General features: G+C 71.1%; 14 protein-coding genes. 4 read left to right on the top strand and 10 right to left on the bottom strand.

Going from position 1 to position 16,984, the window contains the following annotated elements; all coding sequences use genetic code 11:
* Positions 1 to 74 precede the first annotated feature (74 nt).
* From ABTW72_RS08145 to ABTW72_RS08135, 3 genes are all read right to left on the bottom strand, one after another.
* On the bottom strand, positions 75 to 1,025 hold the full coding sequence (locus tag ABTW72_RS08145; RefSeq protein WP_350855803.1) for a permease prefix domain 1-containing protein: 951 nt from the start codon (positions 1,023 to 1,025) through the stop codon (positions 75 to 77).
* Complete coding sequence (locus tag ABTW72_RS08140) at positions 1,022 to 1,363, bottom strand: PadR family transcriptional regulator (RefSeq protein WP_091401756.1); 342 nt, start codon at positions 1,361 to 1,363, stop codon at positions 1,022 to 1,024. The genes ABTW72_RS08145 and ABTW72_RS08140 overlap by 4 nt, the downstream gene beginning before the upstream one ends.
* Positions 1,364 to 1,493: 130 nt before the next feature.
* The gene (locus ABTW72_RS08135; RefSeq protein WP_350855800.1) at positions 1,494 to 2,093 is read right to left on the bottom strand and encodes a hypothetical protein; all 600 of its coding nucleotides are present in this window, start codon (positions 2,091 to 2,093) and stop codon (positions 1,494 to 1,496) included.
* A 134-nt stretch (positions 2,094 to 2,227) separates the two neighbouring features.
* Here ABTW72_RS08135 and ABTW72_RS08130 point away from each other — a divergent pair, with 134 nt between their 5' ends.
* The gene (locus tag ABTW72_RS08130; protein ID WP_350855798.1) at positions 2,228 to 3,622 is read left to right on the top strand and encodes a serine/threonine-protein kinase; all 1,395 of its coding nucleotides are present in this window, start codon (positions 2,228 to 2,230) and stop codon (positions 3,620 to 3,622) included.
* Between the two features lie 50 nt (positions 3,623 to 3,672).
* Positions 3,673 to 4,854, top strand: coding sequence for a low temperature requirement protein A (locus tag ABTW72_RS08125; RefSeq protein WP_350855795.1), 1,182 nt, complete (start codon positions 3,673 to 3,675; stop codon positions 4,852 to 4,854).
* Here ABTW72_RS08125 and ABTW72_RS08120 read toward each other — a convergent pair.
* The 3 genes from ABTW72_RS08120 to ABTW72_RS08110 form a co-directional block, all read right to left on the bottom strand.
* Complete coding sequence (locus ABTW72_RS08120; protein ID WP_350855792.1) at positions 4,851 to 5,399, bottom strand: hypothetical protein; 549 nt, start codon at positions 5,397 to 5,399, stop codon at positions 4,851 to 4,853. The two genes, ABTW72_RS08125 and ABTW72_RS08120, sit on opposite strands and share 4 nt — an antisense overlap.
* Complete coding sequence (locus ABTW72_RS08115; RefSeq protein ID WP_350855789.1) at positions 5,396 to 5,935, bottom strand: RNA polymerase sigma factor; 540 nt, start codon at positions 5,933 to 5,935, stop codon at positions 5,396 to 5,398. Before ABTW72_RS08115 ends, ABTW72_RS08120 begins: the two co-directional genes overlap by 4 nt.
* 99 nt (positions 5,936 to 6,034) lie before the next feature.
* On the bottom strand, positions 6,035 to 6,655 hold the full coding sequence (locus tag ABTW72_RS08110) for an L-threonylcarbamoyladenylate synthase (RefSeq protein ID WP_350855786.1): 621 nt from the start codon (positions 6,653 to 6,655) through the stop codon (positions 6,035 to 6,037).
* A 144-nt stretch (positions 6,656 to 6,799) separates the two neighbouring features.
* Between ABTW72_RS08110 and dnaE the strand changes: the two genes are divergently transcribed.
* The gene (gene dnaE, locus ABTW72_RS08105; RefSeq protein WP_350855783.1) at positions 6,800 to 10,330 is read left to right on the top strand and encodes a DNA polymerase III subunit alpha; all 3,531 of its coding nucleotides are present in this window, start codon (positions 6,800 to 6,802) and stop codon (positions 10,328 to 10,330) included.
* Between the two features lie 44 nt (positions 10,331 to 10,374).
* On the opposite strand, the gene abc-f is transcribed toward dnaE, so the two are convergent.
* From abc-f to ABTW72_RS08090, 3 genes are all read right to left on the bottom strand, one after another.
* Positions 10,375 to 12,012, bottom strand: a complete 1,638-nt coding sequence (gene abc-f / locus ABTW72_RS08100; RefSeq protein WP_350855781.1) for a ribosomal protection-like ABC-F family protein — start codon at positions 12,010 to 12,012, stop codon at positions 10,375 to 10,377.
* A 325-nt stretch (positions 12,013 to 12,337) separates the two neighbouring features.
* Positions 12,338 to 13,033: a response regulator gene (locus ABTW72_RS08095; protein WP_350855778.1), complete on the bottom strand. Its 696-nt coding sequence runs from the start codon at positions 13,031 to 13,033 to the stop codon at positions 12,338 to 12,340.
* On the bottom strand, positions 13,030 to 14,616 hold the full coding sequence (locus tag ABTW72_RS08090; protein ID WP_350855776.1) for an ATP-binding protein: 1,587 nt from the start codon (positions 14,614 to 14,616) through the stop codon (positions 13,030 to 13,032). The genes ABTW72_RS08095 and ABTW72_RS08090 overlap by 4 nt, the downstream gene beginning before the upstream one ends.
* 98 nt (positions 14,617 to 14,714) lie before the next feature.
* Between ABTW72_RS08090 and ABTW72_RS08085 the strand changes: the two genes are divergently transcribed.
* Positions 14,715 to 16,121, top strand: a complete 1,407-nt coding sequence (locus ABTW72_RS08085; RefSeq protein ID WP_350855774.1) for a cation:dicarboxylate symporter family transporter — start codon at positions 14,715 to 14,717, stop codon at positions 16,119 to 16,121.
* 110 nt (positions 16,122 to 16,231) lie between these two features.
* Here ABTW72_RS08085 and ABTW72_RS08080 read toward each other — a convergent pair whose 3' ends face one another.
* Complete coding sequence (locus ABTW72_RS08080) at positions 16,232 to 16,789, bottom strand: hypothetical protein (protein ID WP_350855771.1); 558 nt, start codon at positions 16,787 to 16,789, stop codon at positions 16,232 to 16,234.
* Positions 16,790 to 16,984: the final 195 nt, after the last annotated feature.

Below are 16,984 nucleotides of genomic sequence, written 5' to 3'. Positions count from 1 at the left end.
CGGCCCGCCGTGGTCACCACGACGGCCGACGGCCCGACGCGAGGTACGCGCCGGGCCGCCTACTCTGGTGTCGCTCACGCGGTCGTCTGCTGGCGGGTCTTCCGGGCTGTGTCGACCAGGTCCCAGACCACGATCGCTGCCGCGCCCACCGCGATGGCCAGGCCGAGGGAGTCCCGGTTGTCTGCCTCCGCCAGCCAGCTGAGCCGCTCGCCGAGGGCCGGGTTGAGCAGTCGGTCGGAGAGCGCCAGCCACGCCAGTGGCACCGAGAAGGCGAGGTTGAGCAGCGCCTTCATGCCGAACAGGTCCCAGGTCCAGCGGTCGATCCGGTACTTGACGATCTCGAAGATCACGCTGAGCGCCAGCACCCCGACCAGCGCCGGCAGCCAGAACGACCACAGAGCCGGGTCGAGGATCGGAATGTTCTCGCCGTCGGTGCCGCGCACCCAGGAGTGGTAGTGCTGAAGCGGCAGGTACGCGATGGTCAGCACCAGCATGATCACCGATGCGATGGTGTCGGCGAGGGGGATGCCTCGTCGCACCGGTGCGTCGGGCAGCTGGTCGACCGTCCACTCCGGCAGGTCGACGGCCGTCTGGGTGCGCTCGATGATGGCGAAGGTCAGGGTGAGCCAGAAGGCGATCTGCACGGCCACCTGCATGGCCGCGACGATGCCGGGCCCGATGGCCCCGAAACCCTTTCCTTCGGCCGCCTCGACCACGGTGACGATGGTGCCGACGAGTGCCGGGATGAAGCTGAGCAGCAGCTTCAGTAGTCGCAGCCAGAGCAGGTAGTAGGTCGGGCCGATGAGCTGCAACCGGCGGTCGGCGTACCGGGCGGCCAGCACGTCGGGGTTGCCCAGCTCGGTGAGCACCTCCCGCTCGGCCACCGTCGGGTCCGCGCCGCCGCCGGTGCGGTCGTCGATCATGTCCTCGATGGAGGCCCGCAGCTCGGTGGCGATCTCGTCGCGGCGCTGGGTGGGCACCGATCGCAGGGTGGCGGCGAGGTAGCGGTCGGTCAGGGTGTTCATCGGTCGACTCCTTGGATCAGCCCGGTGATGGAGGTCTGCACGGCGGCGAGGTCGTCGAGGAGCCGGTTCAGCATCGACTCGCCCTCGTCGCTGGTCCGGTAGAACTTGCGCGGTCGGCTCTCTTCGGTGTTCCACTCGCTGGTCAGCAGCCCCTGGTCCTCCAGGCGGCGCAGCAGCGGGTAGAGGGTGTTGGCATCGACCGGGAAGCCGTGGTCGCTGAGCCGTTGCAGCAGTGCGTAGCCGTAGTCCGGTCGGCGTAGCGCGACCAGGCTGGCCACCACGACGGTGCCTCGACGCAACTCCTGTAGGTGCGTCCGTAGAACGTCCTCGCTAACCATGTGTCACACCATACTGTGTGCCACACAGTGTTGTCCACCCGACATCATCGTGTCCGCCCAGCCTCCGTCTCGGGCCGATACGACGTGCGGGGCGTCCGGTCGACACCGGACGCCCCGCACCTGGGAAAACTCAGCAGGACGCGCCCTGCCGGAAGTTCCGCTCGACGAAGCTGGCCGGGCCGACCTGGAAGTAGCCCACCCCCGGCCGGATCGGGTGCCCGGTGAACAACTCCACCCGCGATCCCACCCGGACCAGGTACGCCTCGGCGTCCCCCGCGTCGTTGCGGATCAGCGAACCCCGCCGCCCGTAGATCGCCTCCAACTCGTCGAAGGACATGCCGACCGAGGCGCCGGCGGGGGAACGTGGCGGCACGGTGGCCGTACCGACCTCCACCAGCCGCCCGTCGCGGAAGGCCAGCAGGATCACGCCCGCCCAGGAACCGGTCGCACCGGCGTGCACCACCCCGCCGCAGGTCGGCACGGTCCAGTCGATGTGCCCGTTGGCGGTGAGCGACGCCAGGCTCGCGCCGATGCGGTACACGCCGACGCCACGAACGCTGAGCACCTGCGGGTGGCTGTGCCCGGCGGCGACGGCGAGCGGACCGCGGGCCGAGGCCGGCGCGGTGCCGCCGGCCGGGGGCGCTGCCGCCGCCGGGCCGGCGACGGTCGCCGGGGCGAGCGTGCCGAGCGCCAACGCGGCGGTGGTGAGGAGGATCGCGGGACGGTTCATGGTGGCTCCTTCGGTCATGGGTCTCCTGCCCTCTTAGTCACCGCCCCAGGGCCAACGGTTCGTCGGGATTCCGACCGGCCGGGTCTACTGTGCAGAGAAACGCCGACCGACCGTGCGGGCCGGGGGTGAGACGGGTGACGGCTCCACTGCGGATCGGGCCCTACGCCGTCGAGCGACTGCTCGGCGTCGGTTCGTTCGCGACGGTCTGGCTGGGCTACGACCGGGCGCTCGACGCGCACGTGGCGATCAAGGTGCTGGCCGAGAACTGGAGCCACGACCTACGGGTGCGGGAACGCTTCCTCGACGAGGCCCGGCTGCTGCGCCGGCTGGAGCACGAGCGGCTGATCCGGGTGCACGCCGTCGGTGAGCTGCCCGACGGCCGCCCGTACGCGGTCCTGGCCTGGGCGGACGGGGGCAGTCTGCGGGACCGGCTGGCCGCGGGCGAGATCCCCGCGCCGGCGGCGTTGCGGCTGCTCGGCGAGATCTGCGCCGGGGTCGCCGTGCTGCACCGCCACGGCGTCGTGCACCGTGATCTCACCCCGGGCAACATCCTGTTCCGCTCCGCCGGCCCCGGCGGCGGGGAACAGGTGCTGATCGCCGACCTCGGCCTCGCCAAGGCGCTCGCCGCCGCCTCCGGGCTGACCGCCCGGGCCGGCACCCCGGGCTACATGGCCCCCGAGCAGGACGATCCGGGTGCGGTGGTCGACACCCGCGCCGACGTGTACGGGCTCGGCCGGCTCGGCATCCGACTGCTGGGAGCCGACCCCACCGGCGCGAACCCGACCAGAAGCGATCGGCACCCACCGGAGCTTCGACTGCGGGACGACGTGCCCCCGGCGGTCGCGGCGGTGCTCGCCCGAGCCACCGCCCACCGCCCGGCCGACCGCTACCCCGATGCCGCCACCCTGCACGCCGCGTTGACCCGCGCGAGCGGCGCGGTACGGCAGCAGCCGTCGCAGCGGTCGGGAGGGCGCCGCCCGTACCGGTCGCGGCTGGCCGGGGCCGCTGTGGTGGCCGTCGCCGCGGTGGGTGCGGTGGGCGCCGAGCCGGGCGGTGCCGGGCCGGCTCGTCCGGTCGGCGGCACGTACACGGCCGGGCCGTTGACAGTGGCGTTGCCGCCCGGCTGGTCCGCCACGGGTGCCACCTGGGCCGGTCAGTACGGTGCCGACGGCGAACCCGAACCGGCGCTGGTGATGTCACCGCAACCCCGTCGGTGGGCCACCGACCCCCGCCTGCCCGGCGCGTTCGTGGGTCTCTCCGCCAGCGCGGCGGCCCGCGCCACGCCGGCCGGATTCCTGGCCGAGCGCACCCACGGCGACTGCACGCCCGCGCCGACCCGGACCACCCGGCAGGCGGGCGTCGAGTGGACGGTGGTGGCGTACCACTGCGACCGGGGCCGGCCGCAGATCATCGAGTCGGCCGCCCCGCACCCCGGCCGACCCGCCCTGGTGTACGTGCAGATCGCCCCGCCCCCGGACAGCGGACCCGCCTTCGTGGACACGCTGCTCGCCGGCGTACGCCTGCGGTAGGTGCGACCGAACCCGCCCGTCGGCGGTCCTCCGGGTGTGAAGCTGTCACCGTGGCCCAGAAGCGCGAGCCGGTGAGCGGTGGCACGCGTCGGGCGCCGATCCGTACGCCGAACGGGTCGCCGCGTACCGATCTGCTGGAACTGTTCTTCGACCTCGCCCTGGTCGCCGGTCTGGCGATGACCTCGATGAAGATGGCCGCCGACCAGAGCTGGACGGGCATCGCCCAAGCGCTGGTCCTGCTGTCGACGCTGTTCGCGGTATGGGCGACCACCACGTTGATCACCGACAGCTACAGCCCCCGGAGGCATCCGGTCCCCCTGCTGATCCTGGGCACCATGTTCGGCCTGATGCTGATGTCCGCCACGCTGCCCACGGCGTTCGGTGACCACGGGTTGATCTTCAGCGGTACCTGGGTCGTGATCTTCCTGATCCGGGGGCTGGTCCTCGCCTGGTACCTGCGGGGCCGGCCGGAACAGGAGCGTCCCGTCCGCGCCCTGATCTGGGACGCCGGCACGGGGACCCTGTGGGTCGTGGGCGGTCTGGTGGCCGATCCCGATTGGCGGCTCGGACTGTGGCTGGCCGCGCTGACGGTGGACTACACCGCGTACGGTCTGCGCTATCCGATCCCCGGTCGGGCACCTCTACCGCGCTACCGGGTGGTGCCCGAGCACCTCGCCGAGCGCTACCAGCAGATCTACATTCTGTCCCTGGGTGAGCTGGTCCTGGTCAGCGTCCTCAGCCTGGGCCACCAACCGTTCACAGCGGATCGGGTGGCCACCTTCGGCACCGCGTTCCTCACGGCAGTGGTGCTCTGGTGGAGCTACGCCCGGGGAGCCGGCGCGGCCCTTCGCGCCGCCATCGAGTCGGCGCCTCACCCGGCCCGACTGGTGCAGACCAACCCGTACGCGCACTGGCTGATGCTCGCCGGGGTGGTCGGCACGGCCGCCGGTGTCGAGCGGATCATCGAGCATCCCGGCGAGCGGCCGGACGCCCCGATGACCGCGCTCATCCTGGGCGGCGCCGGGCTGGTGCTGTGCGGTCGGGCGGTGCTCGAGTACGAGCTCTACGACCGGCTGCCGTTGTCCCACGTCGTCAGCGTCGCCGTGACGATCGCGCTCGCCCCGGTCGCACCGCACGTGCCCGGCCTGGCGGTGAGCGTCGCGGCTGGTCTGGTGCTGCTGGGGGCCGCCGCCGCCGAGTTCCTCCGGGCCCGGCGCCGAGCCACCGACTAGCGGACCACCACGGTGATGGTGTGCTCCCGGCCGTCCTTGGGGATCGTCACGGCGACGGTGCCGGGGCGGACGAAGCGGATGTCCACCACGCCCGCCTCGTAGTGCTGGGAGACCAGCTCCGCGCGGTCCACGGTGACCAGCCCCGGCCCGATGCCCTGGATGCGCAGCACCGCACCGGTGGCGAAGCAGAGCGATTTCAGCAGCTCGATCTCGGTCTCGGCGAGCGGCAGGTCGTAGCGGACCGCACCCTGACAGGCCGGCGTCGCGTCGGTCGGCGGGGGAGTCGTCCGGGGCGTACCCCTTGTCCTGCTGGGTGCGGGCGGTGGCGCGGCCGGACGCGCGCTGGTCGGCGGCGGTCGGGACGGCGACCCGGTGGGCGTGGGAATCGCGGAGGTCGTGGAGATCGTGAAGGGTGTCGGCGTCGTGCGGGTCGGACCTGGCGGTTGGACGGGCAGGGGCGAGACGGCGTCGGCGCCGCCGCAGGCGGCGACCCCCGCGGTGGCCGCGAGGACGACGACGACCCGGCGCAACGACGCGGGGCTCATTCCGCGCCGAGCCGTTGCCGGACCTGCCGCCGGGCCAGGTGCAACCGGGACTTCACAGTGCCCAACGGCACGTCGAGCAGGGCGGCGATCTCCGGGTAGCTCAGCCCGAGGACGTCGCGCAGGGCGATCACCTCGGCGAGGTCGGGGTGGACCGCGTCGAAGGCGTCGAGCAGGTCGAGTCGGGTCCCCGCGACCACGCTGGTCCGTCGCGGGTCGGCCTGGTCGGGCAGCGGTACGCCCTCGGCCTCCAGCCGGCAGCGGCGGCGTAGCGTGCGGTACGTGGAGCGGGCCCGGTTCGCGGTCAGCCGGTGCAGCCAGGTGCGGAACGAGGAGCGCCCCTCGAACCGGGTGATGCCGTTGGCGAGCGCCAGCAGGGTGTCCTGGCAGGCCTCTTCGGCGTCCTCCCGGCTGGGCAGGAAGCGGGCGCACAGTCGCAGCACCTCCGGGCGCACCGCGACCAGCAGGGCGTTCAGCGCGGCCGGGTCGCCGTGCGCGGCGGACCGGGCCAGGGCGTCGATGTCGTCCGCGTCGGGCATGCCGGATGTCCAATGCTCGCCGGTGCCGATCCCTGAGCGTACGACCGGTGCCGCCGCGGCGGCACCGTAGCGTCCGGCACCCGACGCGAAACCGGCACGCTACTCGAAGCGGGACACGTCCCCGGCGCCCCTGCGCAGGATCTCCGGCTCGGGCCCGGACAGGTCGATCACGGTCGTCGGATCCTTACCGCAGTCGCCGGCGTCGAGCACCGCGTCGAGCTGGTGGTCGAGCCGTTCCTTGATCTCCCAGCCCTGGGTCATCGGCTCCTCGTCGCCGGGCAGGACCAGCGTGCTGGAGACCAGCGGTTCGGCCAGCTCGGCCAGCAACGCCTGGGTGACGGTGTGCCGGGGCACCCGCACGCCGACGGTCCGCTTCTTCGGGTGCAGCATCCGGCGGGGCACCTCTCGGGTGGCCGGCAGGATGAACGTGTAGCTGCCCGGGGTGGACGCCTTCACCAGCCGAAAGACCGAGTTGCTGATCTGCACGAACTGGCCGAGCTGGGCGAAGTCGTGGCAGACCAGCGTGAAGTGGTGCCGATCATCGAGGTGTCGGATCTGCCGGATCCGGTCCAGCCCGTCCTGGTTGCCCAGTCGGGTGCCGAGCGCGTAGCAGGAGTCCGTCGGGTAGGCGACCAGCCCACCGCCGCGGATCAGGTCGGCGACCTGCCCGATGACCCGGGGCTGTGGGTTCTCCGGGTGTACGTCGTAGTACCTCGCCATCCTCCGAGACTAGGCGCACACGGGGAGGATCAGGAGACGAGGGCCACCCTCGGCGCGGACGGTGGAGCCGCCGAGATCACCTCGGTAGGGTAGGTCCCGGTCGGCTCCGACCAACAAGATCCACACCGCCGGGGGGCGCCACGCATGGCTGATTCGTTCGCGCATCTGCACGTGCACACCGAGTACTCGATGCTCGACGGAGCGGCCCGACTGAAGGACCTGTTCGCCGAGGCCAAGCGGCTGGGCATGCCCGCTGTGGCGATCACCGACCACGGCAACATGCACGGCGCGAACGACTTCTACAACCAGGCGATGGCCGCCGGGATCACCCCGATCCTCGGCGTCGAGGCGTACGTGGCGCCGGAGTCGCGCTATCACAAGGCGCGGGTCAAGTGGGGTCGCCCGGAGCAGAAGAGCGACGACATCTCCGGTAACGGCGCGATCACCCACAAGACCATGTGGGCGAAGAACGCGCAGGGCCTCAAGAACCTGTTCACCCTCAACTCGCGCGCCTCCATGGAGGGGCACTACGTCAAGTGGCCCCGGATGGACATGGAGCTGATCGCCGAGCACGCCGAGGGAATCATGGCCACCACCGGCTGCCCGTCCGGCGCCGTGCAGACCCGGCTGCGGCTGGGCCAGTTCGACGAGGCCCTCAAGGTCGCCGCCAGCTACCAGGACATCTTCGGCAAGGACAACTACTTCCTGGAGATCATGGATCACGGCCTCTCCATCGAGAGCCGGGTCCGTGAGGGGCTCACCGAGATCGCCCGCAAGCTGGACATCCCCCCGGTGGTCACGAACGACTCGCACTACACCCACGAGGCGCAGGCCACCGCCCACGACGTGCTGCTCTGCGTGCAGACCGGCAGCAACATCGACGACCCCAACCGGTTCCGGTTCGAGGGCGGCGGCTACTTCATCAAGAGTGCCGACCAGATGCGCGCGGTGGACTCGTCCGAGCTGTGGCAGCAGGGCTGCCGCAACACCCTGCTGGTGGCCGAGAAGGTCGACCCGAAGGGCATGTTCGAGTTCCACAACCTGATGCCGCGCTTCCCGGTGCCCGAGGGGGAGACCGAGGAGTCCTGGTTCCGCAAGGAGACCTTCGCCGGCCTGGCCCGCCGCTACCCGAACGGCATCCCCGAGGGGCACGTCGTCCAGGCCGAGTACGAGCTGGGCGTCATCAACCAGATGGGCTTCCCGTCCTACTTCCTCGTGGTCGCCGACTTCATCCAGTGGGCGAAGAACCAGGGCATCGCGGTGGGCCCGGGCCGTGGTTCGGCCGCCGGGTCGCTCGTCGCGTACGCGCTGGGCATCACCGACCTGGACCCGATCCAGCACGGCCTGATCTTCGAGCGGTTCCTCAACCCCGAGCGGGTCTCGATGCCGGATGTCGACATCGACTTCGACGAGCGTCGGCGCGGCGAGGTGATCAAGTACGTCACCGACAAGTGGGGCGACGACAAGGTCGCCCAGATCGCCACCTTCGGTACGATCAAGGCGAAGGCCGCGATCAAGGACTCGGCTCGGGTCCTGGGCTTCCCGTACGCGGTCGGCGACCGGATCACCAAGGCCATGCCGCCGGCGGTGATGGGCAAGGACATCCCGCTCACCGGCATCTTCGACAACAAGCACCCCCGCTACGCCGAGGCGGGCGAGATCCGCGGCCTGTACGACTCCGACCCGGACGTCCGCAAGGTGATCGACACGGCCAAGGGCATCGAGGGGCTGATCCGGCAGACCGGTGTGCACGCCGCCGGCGTCATCATGTCCGCCGAGCCGATCATCGAGCACATCCCGTTGATGCGCCGCGACGCCGACGGGGCGATCATCACGCAGTTCGACTACCCGACCTGCGAGTCGCTCGGGCTGCTGAAGATGGACTTCCTCGGCCTGCGCAACCTGACGATCATCGACGACGCGGTCAAGAACATCGAGCTGAACCACGGCCTCAAGCTCGACCTGCTGGGCCTGCCGCTGGACGACAAGGCCGCGTACGAGCTGCTGGCCCGCGGTGACACCCTGGGCGTGTTCCAGCTCGACGGTGGGCCGATGCGGTCGCTGCTGCGGTTGATGAAGCCGGACAACTTCGAGGACATCTCCGCCGTCCTTGCCCTGTACCGACCCGGCCCGATGGGCGTCGACTCGCACACCAACTACGCGCTGCGCAAGAACGGCCTCCAGGAGATCACGCCGATCCACCCGGAGCTGGAGGAGCCGCTGCGGGAGATCCTGGCGCCCACCCACGGCCTGATCGTCTACCAGGAGCAGGTGCAGCGCGCCGCGCAGATCCTCGCCGGCTACACCCTCGGCCAGGCGGACCTGCTGCGCCGGGCCATGGGTAAGAAGAAGAAGGAGATCCTCGACAAGGAGTTCATCCCGTTCCGGGACGGCTGCCGCGAGCGCGGCTACTCCGACGAGGCGATCCAGGCGGTGTGGGACGTCCTGGTGCCGTTCGCCGGGTACGCCTTCAACAAGGCGCACTCCGCCGCGTACGGCCTGGTCTCCTACTGGACCGCGTACCTGAAGGCGCACTACCCGGCCGAGTACATGGCCGGGCTGCTGACCAGCGTCGGCGACGACAAGGACAAGATGGCGCTCTACCTGGCCGAGTGTCGCCGGATGCGCATCCAGGTGCTGCCGCCGGACGTGAACACCTCGGCCGGGCCGTTCACCCCGGTCGGCAAGGACATCCGCTTCGGCCTCGCCGCCGTCCGCAACGTCGGCGCGAACGTGGTCGCCTCGATCATGCGCTGCCGGGAGGAGAAGGGCGAGTACGCCGACTTCTACGACTTCCTGTCCAAGGTGGACGCGGTGGTCTGCAACAAGAAGACCATCGAATCGCTGATCAAGGCGGGTGCTTTCGACTCCCTCGACCACCCCCGCAAGGGCCTGCTCGCGGTGCACGCCGACGCGATCGACGCGTACGCCGACGTCAAGCGCAAGGAGGCCGTCGGCCAGTACGACCTGTTCGGCGCCGGCTTCGGTGACGCGGACACCGGCAGCACCACTGTGATGCCGACCATCGGCGACAGCGAGTGGGACAAGCGCGACAAGCTGGCCTTCGAGCGGGAGATGCTCGGCCTGTACGTCTCCGACCACCCGCTGTTCGGCCTGGAGCACATCCTCAACGCGGCAGCCGACACCACCATCGCCTCCCTGGCCGAGGAGGGCGGGGTGCCCGACGGGGCGGTCGTCACCCTCGCCGGCATCCTCTCCGGGGTGCAGCGCCGGGTCACCAAGCAGGGCCGGGCCTGGGCGTCGGCCACCCTGGAGGACCTGGCCGGTGGGGTGGAGACGCTGTTCTTCCCCAACACCTACGAGGTGATCGGGCAGTACATCGCCGAGGACGCCATCGTGGTGGTCAAGGGTCGGGTGGACCGCCGCGACGACACCCCACGGATCATGGCGATGGACATGTCCATGCCGGACGTCAGCACCAGCGCCACCAACAAGCCGGTCACCCTCACCATCCCTGTGCACCGCTGCACGCCACCGCTGGTGGAGAAACTCAAGGAGACCCTGGTGCTGCACCCGGGCGACACCGAGGTGCACGTCAAACTCCAGAACGGCGGGCGCACCACCACCCTGCGACTGGGCCCGTTCCGGGTGGCGGCGACGACCGCGCTGATGGGTGACCTGAAGAGCGTCCTCGGCCCGGCCAACGTGAGCTGACCCGGCCTCGGTCCGGCCGGCGTGCGCCGGCCGGACCGCCGGGCTCAGACCCGCTCGGGGGCGCTGATCTCGCGCAGCCGGCCGTCGGCCAACCGCAACCAGCGCTGCACGCCGATCTCGGCGAGGAACCGTTCGTCGTGGCTGACCACCACGAACGCCCCCTGGTACGCGGACAAGGCGCTCTCCAACTGGCCCACGCTGACCAGGTCCAGGTTGTTGGTCGGCTCGTCGAGCAGCAGCAGTTGCGGCGCCGGCTCGGCGCAGAGCACACAGGCGAGGGTGGCGCGCAGCCGTTCACCGCCGGAGAGCACCCCGACCGGCAGGTTCACCCGGGCACCCCGGAACAGGAACCGGGCGAGCAGGTTCATCCGCCTGGCGTCCGGCAGGCTCGGCGCGTACGCGGCGAAGTTCTCCGCCACCGTACGGTCGAGGTCCAGCAGGTCCAGCCGCTGCGACAGGTACGCGATCCTCCCCTCGCCGCGCTTCAGCTCACCGCCGGACGGTTCGAGGTCACCGTTGACCAGGCGCAGCAGTGTCGACTTGCCGACGCCGTTCGCCCCGGTCAGAGCGATCCGTTCCGGTCCCCGGATCACCAGGTCGGCGCCGTCGCCGCCGAACAGCTCCCGGCCGTCGAAGTGGGCCCGCATCCCGTGGCCGGAGAAGACCGTGCGGCCGCCCGGGACGGTGGTGTCGGGCAGGTCCACGACGATGCGGTCCTCGTCGCGTACCGCCCGGCCGGCCTCGTCGAGTCGGGCCTTGGCCTGACCGAGACGGGACGAGTGCGTCTCCTGTGCCTTGCCCGCCGACTCCTGCGCGCTGCGCTTGAGCCCACCGGCGACGATCCGGGCCAGGCCGGCGTTCTTCAGGTTCTTCGAGGCGTTGCTGGCCCGCCGGTCGGCCCGCTCCCGGGCCTGCTGCATCTCCCGCTTCTCCCGCTTGACCTCCTGCTCGGCGTTGCGCAGGTTGCTCTCGGCCACCTCCCGTGCCGCCCGCACCGCCTCGGTGTACGCGGTGAAGTTGCCCCCGTACCAGCGGATCTCGCCCTGGTCCAGCTCGGCGATGCGGTCCATCCGGTCCAGCAGTTCCCGGTCGTGGCTGACCAGCAGCAGGCAGCCGGACCACTCGGTGAGGACGTCGTAGAGCTTGTGCCGGGCATCGAGGTCCAGGTTGTTGGTCGGCTCGTCGAGCAGCAGTACGTCCGGGCGGCGGAGCAGTTGCGCCGCCAGACCGAGGGAGACCACCTGGCCGCCGCTGAGGGTGTGCAGTCGCCGGTCGAGCGACAGCTCACCCAGGCCGAGCCGGTCCAGCTCCGAGCGGGTGCGCTCCTCGATGTCCCAGTCGTCGCCGATGGTGGCGAAGTGCTCCTCGCTGGCGTCGCCGGCCTCGATGGCGTGCAGCGCCGCGATCCGCTCGGCCACGCCCAGCACCTGCGCCACGCTCAGGTCGCCGGCCAGCGGCAGGGTCTGCGGGAGGTAGCCGAGAACACCGTCGACGGTGACGCTGCCGCCGCTGGGCCGCAGCTCCCCGGCGATCAGCCGCAGCAGGGTGCTCTTGCCGGCGCCGTTGGGCGCGACCAGGCCGGTGCGACCGCCCGGGACGGTGAAGGACAGCTCCGAGAAGACCGGGGTGTCGTCCGGCCAGGAGAAGGACAGGTTCGAGCAGACAATGAACGCATCAGACATGCGAGTGACCTCAAAGGGTGGGGTGGGCGCGCCTCAGCTGCCCGACGACAACGGGAACCGGTGGAACGACGACATGGCCTCGGCGGCTGCGCCTACGCGCGCCGAACCGATGGCCGAACACATCCGGTCTCACCCGGAGATGTCGTCGTCACCCGCCATGTCTGGTCTCCCTGGTCGTACCGCTAACCCAACCCGCCGATTCTAACAACGGATCTCCACCCCGCCACCGACTTCGGCCCACCCCCGCCGATCTTGCACTTGCGGTTGTAGAAATGTCGCTTCTGCGGGCAATGGTCCCAGCAGAAAATGCAAGATCGGCGAGGCGTCAGCGGGGGCGGTATTCGACTTCGGGGCGGCCGGGGGTGCCGTAGCGGGGGGTGCGGGCGGCCCGGTCGACAGTCACCAGGTACTCCAGGTAGCGGCGGGCGGTCACCCGGGAGATGCCGGTCGCCGCGCTCACCTCGGTCGCGGACAGCCCGACCGCCGCGCGGGTGCCGTCGGTGAGCGCGGCGCGTACCCGATCGAGGGTCTGCGCGTCGAGTCCCTTGGGCAGGCTGTGCCCGGCGGTGCCGCGCAGGGTGGCGAACATCTGGTCCACCTCGTGCTGGGCGGCGACCTCGCCGTCGGCGAGCGCCTGGGCGCGGTAGTCGGCGTACCGCTCCAGCTTGTCGCGGAACGCGGCGAACGTGAACGGCTTTAGCAGGTAGTGGGTCACCCCGAGGGACACCGCGGTGCGCACCACCGCCAGGTCCCGCGCGGACGTCACCGCGAGCACGTCGACGCTGCTGCCGGCCGCGCGCAGCGCCCGGCAGACGTCCAGGCCGTGCAGGTCGGGCAGCCGAAAATCAAGGAGTACGAGGTCCACGTCGCCGCCGTCGTTGGCGCGCAGGGCCGCCATCGCCGCCCGCGCGGTGTGCGCCACCCCGACCACCACGAAACCGGGAACCCGTTCGGTGTACGCGCTGTGCGCCTCGGCCAGCAGCGGCTCGTCCTCGACGACCAGCACCCGGATGGCGGTCACGACCGCTCGATCCTGCTCGGCAGCCGGACGGTGAACAGGCTGCCGCCGTCGTCCGAGCGGCAGACCTCGGCGCTGCCGCCGTGGCGGCGTACCACCTGCCCGACCAGCGCCAGGCCGAGACCTCGGCCGGTGCTCTTGGTGGACCAGCCGCGCCGGAACGCGTCGGCGACCCGCTCCGGGGCCAGACCGGGGCCGCTGTCGGCTACCCGGACCACCAGCTCGTCGTCGGTCGCGCCGACGAAGACCCGCACCCGGCGCGGCGCCGGCGTGCCGGCCACCGCCTCCAGGGCGTTGTCGACCAGGTTGCCGACGACGGTGAGCAGGTCACCGGTCGGCAGCGGACTGTCGTCGAGGCGGCAGTCCGGCTCGATGACCAGATCCACCCCGCGCTCGCCGGCCTGTGCGGACTTGCCGAGCAGCAGCGCGGCCAACGCCGGCTCGGTCACCGCGCCGACCACCCGGTCGGTCAGCTGTTGGGCGAGGGCCAGGTCCCGGGTGCCGAGCCGGACTGCCTCGTCGGCGCGGCCCAGCTCCACCAGGGTCAGTACGGTGTGCAGCCGGTTGGCCGACTCGTGGGTCTGCGCCTGCAACGCCTCGGTCAGCGCGCGCACCGAATCCAGCTCGCTGGCGAGGGTGCGCAGCTCGGTCTGGTCGCGCAGGGTCAGCACGGTGCCGAGCACCGCGCCCTCGAAGCGGGTGGTCCGTTGGTTGGCGACGAGTACCCGGTCTCCGGCGAGGATCGGCTCGTCGCGGGCGTCGCGCCCGGAGTCGAGCAGCTCGGACGCCGCGGGTGGCAGGTCGATCCCGGCCACCGGCTGGTCGATCACCAGCGCGTCCGCGTCGAGCCCCAACAGCCGGCGGCCCTCGTCGTTCACCAGCGCCACCCGACGATCGGTGGTCAGCACGACGAGACCTTCGCGCACCGAGTGCAGAACGGCGTCGTAGTACTCGTACATCCGGGTCATCTGGGCCGGCCCCAGACCGTGCGTCTGGCGACGGAGCCGGCGGCTGAGCAGCCAGGAACCCGTCGCGGCGAGCGCCAGAGCCGGCGCGACCACACCGAACAGCACCGGCAACTGGCCGAGCAACTTCTTGTCGATCTCGCGGGTGGTGATGCCCACCGACACCAGACCGACGAGGCGTCGCTGCTCGTCGTACACCGGGACGACCGCGCGCACCGACTCGCCGAGCGTTCCGACGTTGGTGGTGGTGAACGCGCGGCCCGCCAGAGCGGGCCCGATCTCACCGACGAACGGCTCGCCGATCCGGTCCTGGGTCGGGTGCGAGAAACGGGTGCGGTCGGGGGCCATCACCACCACGAAGTCGGTGCCCGTGGCCTTCCGGGTCGACTCGGCGTACGGCTGGAGGATCCTCGCGGGGTCGGCGGTCGTGAGGGCCGCCCGGACGTCGGGGGAGCCGGCCACGGTCTGCGCCACCGCGAGCACCTCCTCCTGCGCGGCCTGGCGGGAGTCGCTGCGGGCCAGCCAGACGGCGCCCGCCGCGCCGGCCAGCACGAGCAGCGTCACCACCATCGCCTGGAGGGCGAAGAGTTGCCCCGCGATGCTCCACTGGCGTCGGGCCACCTCCACCACCTCCCTCGTCGCGCCACCGTTTCCGCCATCGCGGTGAACAGAATGACCGCAAGGCTGTCAACGGGTGAGACGCGCTTCACATTGTCGACATGGACACCACCGCATCCGCCACCACCCCGGCACCGGCGGTCCGCCGGGACCGTACCCGTTACCTGTATCTGGCCGTCATCGTGGCCGTGGTCGCCGGCATCGTGGTCGGCCTGGTCGCCCCCGATTTCGGCAAGGAACTCAAGCCGATCGGCACCGGCTTCGTCAACCTGATCAAGATGATGATCAGCCCGGTCATCTTCTGCACCATCGTGCTCGGCGTCGGCTCCGTTCGGCAGGCCGCGAAGGTCGGCAAGGTCGGCGGCCTGGCCCTCGGCTACTTCCTGACCATGTCGACCGTCGCGCTCGCCATCGGCCTGGTCGTCGGCAACCTCATCCACCCCGGCTCGGGCCTGAACCTCGGCCCGGACCTCGTCGGCTCCGGCAAGGCCGCCGCCGGTGACGAGGCCGCCGGTACGGCTGACTTCCTGCTCGGGATCATCCCGACGACGCTGATCTCCTCGCTCACCGAGGGCGAGGTGCTCCAGACGCTGCTGGTCGCCCTGCTGGTCGGCTTCGCCGTCCAGGCCATGGGCCAGCGCGGTGAGCCGGTGCTCAGCGCCATCACCGTCATCCAGAGGGTCGTCTTCAAGATCCTCGCCATGATCATGTGGCTGGCACCGATCGGGGCGTTCGGCGCGATGGCCGCCGTGGTCGGCGCGACCGGCGTGGACGCCCTCAAGAGCCTCGCCCAGATCATGGTGGGCTTCTACGCCACCTGTCTGATCTTCGTGCTGGTGTTCCTGGGCGCGCTGCTGTGGTTCGTGGCCCGGATCTCGATCTTCTCGCTGCTGCGTTACCTGGGCCGGGAGTTCCTGCTGATCCTGTCGACCTCGTCGTCGGAGTCGGCGCTGCCGCGGCTGATCGCCAAGATGGAGCATTTCGGTGTGAGCAAGCCGGTCGTCGGCATCACGGTGCCGACCGGCTACTCGTTCAACCTGGACGGTACGGCGATCTACCTGACCATGGCGTCGCTGTTCATCGCCGACGCGCTGGGTAAGCCGCTGGCCGTCGGCGAGCAGATCTCGCTGCTGCTGTTCATGATCATCGCGTCGAAGGGTGCTGCCGGGGTCACCGGCGCGGGGCTGGCCACGCTGGCCGGCGGCCTCCAGTCGCATCGGCCGGACCTCGTCGACGGGGTCGGGCTGATCGTCGGCATCGACCGGTTCATGTCGGAGGCTCGGGCTCTGACCAACTTCGCCGGCAACGCGGTGGCGACCGTACTGGTGGGAACCTGGACCGGCGAGTTCGACAGGGAACGGGCGGCCGGTGTGCTGAGCGGCAACGACCCGTTCGACGAGGCCACCATGCTCGACGAGCACGACGACGAGGCGGCGTCCCGCCCCGACGAGGAGGCGGCGTCCCGCCCCGACGAGAAGGAGGCCGCGCCGGCTGCAATCCCGGCCTGAGTCACGGCGTGGACCCGGGGTCGCGGCGGCGCAGTGCCGCCGCGACGCCCCTCCCGTTGATCAAAAGGTTTGCGTCACGACACCCGGGATGGATGACGCAAACCTCTTGATCAACGAGGGCTGGGGGTGGGGGTGGTGGGTTTGTCGCAGGGGACGCCGATGCCGAGGTTGACGCGGTCGTTGTGGCCGTTCGACGTCACGATGAGCGGTACGCAGGCGGCCCGCGCGACCCAGGTGCCACCGACGAAGGCCATCCACTGAGCCTGCCCACCCTCCGGCGCGCAGGCGTGCACGGTGACGGTCGCCGCTGGCGTGCCGGTGCCGCCCCAGCCGAGCCGGGCCCTGTCCTGCCAGCCCGGTGCCACCCGCAGGTCGACGACCGTGCCGGCGCGGACGACGAGGCCCCACTTGGCGAACAGCCGTGCCGCCGGATCGGCCTCCGTGGAATCTTCCGCCGACATCACGGGGGTGTCGGGCACCGCCACGTCTTCGCCCACCAACCGGTAGCCCGCCGGCGGTGCTGAAAGCGTGTCGACCGATGTCGTGCAGGGCGGCCCACCACCACTGGCGTTCGTCGACGGCGCCGCCACGTCGGCCGGCGGGGTGGCGTGCTGACGCGGGTCACCCGCCGGCGTGCAGGCGGCCAGGACCACCACCAGGCTCAGCAAGCCCCACCAGGCGACCGGCCTGGTCCGGCTGCCCGCCCCGGGATCCGGAAGGGCCGGGGCACGCGGAGGCCGGGTTGCACCGACATTGGCACTCATCAGACATTCATAGCTGGTCTCCGGACCCGGCGCGGTCCTGGCCGGCGGGGATCGCCGCCTGTCTGACCACCGCATCCGGGACGCCAACTCGAAGTGGCG

Origin of the sequence: Micromonospora sp. NPDC127501, assembly GCF_040302185.1 — a bacterium.
Taxonomy (GTDB): Bacteria; Actinomycetota; Actinomycetes; order Mycobacteriales; family Micromonosporaceae; genus Micromonospora.
The sequence above is the reverse complement of the archived record's forward strand: the minus strand, read 5'-3'. Positions and strand labels throughout refer to the sequence as shown.

What these genes read in the sequence shown, in the direction of transcription:
- ABTW72_RS08110 (WP_350855786.1), bottom strand. Translation starts at nt 6,655, where the DNA reads ATGGCGAGGTACTACGACGTACACCCGGAGAACCCACAGCCCCGGGTC.
- abc-f (WP_350855781.1), bottom strand. Translation starts at nt 12,012, where the DNA reads ATGTCTGATGCGTTCATTGTCTGCTCGAACCTGTCCTTCTCCTGGCCG.
- ABTW72_RS08085 (WP_350855774.1), top strand. Translation starts at nt 14,715, where the DNA reads ATGGACACCACCGCATCCGCCACCACCCCGGCACCGGCGGTCCGCCGG.
- ABTW72_RS08135 (WP_350855800.1), bottom strand. Translation starts at nt 2,093, where the DNA reads ATGAACCGTCCCGCGATCCTCCTCACCACCGCCGCGTTGGCGCTCGGC.
- ABTW72_RS08115 (WP_350855789.1), bottom strand. Translation starts at nt 5,935, where the DNA reads ATGCCCGACGCGGACGACATCGACGCCCTGGCCCGGTCCGCCGCGCAC.
- ABTW72_RS08120 (WP_350855792.1), bottom strand. Translation starts at nt 5,399, where the DNA reads ATGAGCCCCGCGTCGTTGCGCCGGGTCGTCGTCGTCCTCGCGGCCACC.
- dnaE (WP_350855783.1), top strand. Translation starts at nt 6,800, where the DNA reads ATGGCTGATTCGTTCGCGCATCTGCACGTGCACACCGAGTACTCGATG.
- ABTW72_RS08145 (WP_350855803.1), bottom strand. Translation starts at nt 1,025, where the DNA reads ATGAACACCCTGACCGACCGCTACCTCGCCGCCACCCTGCGATCGGTG.
- ABTW72_RS08140 (WP_091401756.1), bottom strand. Translation starts at nt 1,363, where the DNA reads ATGGTTAGCGAGGACGTTCTACGGACGCACCTACAGGAGTTGCGTCGA.